This is a genomic window from Streptomyces phytophilus (genome assembly GCF_013870535.1).
GTDB lineage: Bacteria > Actinomycetota > Actinomycetes > Streptomycetales > Streptomycetaceae > Streptomyces > Streptomyces phytophilus.
Window position 1 is genome coordinate 1 of record NZ_JACBXC010001484.1, and the last position, 1,352, is coordinate 1,352.

General features: G+C 70.8%; 2 protein-coding genes. Both read right to left on the reverse strand.

The genetic code is table 11. The features are described 5' to 3' along the window. Positions 1 to 75: 75 nt before the first annotated feature. Positions 76 to 609, reverse strand: coding sequence for a copper chaperone PCu(A)C (locus H5J30_RS33570; protein ID WP_181791534.1), 534 nt, complete (start codon positions 607 to 609; stop codon positions 76 to 78). Then, entirely contained in the window at positions 606 to 1,268 is a 663-nt protein-coding gene (locus H5J30_RS33575; RefSeq protein WP_181791536.1) for an SCO family protein, read from the reverse strand. Before H5J30_RS33575 ends, H5J30_RS33570 begins: the two co-directional genes overlap by 4 nt. Positions 1,269 to 1,352 lie beyond the last annotated feature (84 nt).

Here is a 1,352-nt window from a genome sequence, read left to right on the forward strand (position 1 = left end):
GCGTGCGTCGAGCGCCGGCGGATCGGTGCGCGGCGGGCTCGGTGGAGCAGTCCGGTTGGGGTCATGACACGCCTCTCACTCCGCGGGGCGGTACGTCGTCGGCTGCACCGGCACCTCGACCTCGATCGGCTCCGACTCGGCGAAGTGCAGCACGAAGGACACCTTCTCGCCAACCTCCGGTTTGCGATCCAGCTTCTCCAGCATCAGATGGGAACCCCCGCGGGCGAGGGTCAGCTCGCCGCCCGCGGGCACGTCGAGGCCGTCGACGGCGCGCATCCGCTCACCTTCGGTGACGTGCATGGTGACGTCGTCGGCGAGTTCGGTGCTGACGCCGGTGAGCCGGTCGTCGGCAGCGCCGTCGTTGCGTACGGTCAGATAGCCGGCGGCGAGGTCCTTCATCACGGGCTGCGGTACGAAGCCGGCCTCGGCGCGCAGCCGGGGCCCGGAGCCGGGACCGGCGCCGCTGCCGCTGCCGCCGCCGTCGCCGGATTCCGCTTTCGTCCGCGTACCGGAGTCGTCACCGGAACATGCGGCCAGGCCGAGGACGAGGGACAGGGCTGCGGCAGCAACTGCGGCAGCAACTACTGGGCCCCGGTGCGCACGCCTCACGGGTTCTGTCCCTTGACCAGCTTCGGCATGTCCTTCGCGTACTGGTCGGCCGTCACTCCGGCCAGATAGAGCACGTGCGCCTTGTCGTCCTTCGGCGAGTACGCCAGCACCTCCGCGCCGTGGCTGACGGTGATGCTGCCGTCCTTCTCCTCCACCGGCTTCTCCAGGTGCACGCCGACGCTGCGCGCCGCGTCCTTGACCGCGGCGAAGTCGCCGGTGAGGCCGATGAAGTCCTCGTCCTGGGCGTCGAGCCACTTGCCCATCCGCTTCGGGGTGTCCCGCTCGGGGTCGGTGCTGACCATGACGACCTGGAGCTTCGCCTGCTCGGCGCGGGGCAGCTTCTGCTTGGCGATGGCGATGTCGCTCATCGTCGTGGGGCAGACGTCGGGGCAGTTGGTGTAGCCGAAGAACAGCAGGGTGGGCTTGCCCGCGGTCTCGGCGACGAAGTCGTACTCCTCGCCTTCGGTGTCGGTGAGGACGAGGTCCGGCTTCTCCTTGGGGGTGTCGAGGACGACCCCCGGTTTCGTGCTGCCGCCGGAGATCTCGACGGCGGGCTTGGCGCCGTCGTCGCCGGAGTCGGAGCCGCAGGCGGTGAGGGTGAGGGCCGCGGCGGCGAGGGCCGCGGCGGCGCAGACGGTGGTGGTACGGGTTGTGCGCATGCTGTGTTCCCTTGAGGGGTGGGGCGACCCGCCCGGTACTGCCGGGCGGGCCACCGCTGTTGCCTGTACGTGCGGGTGCGGGTG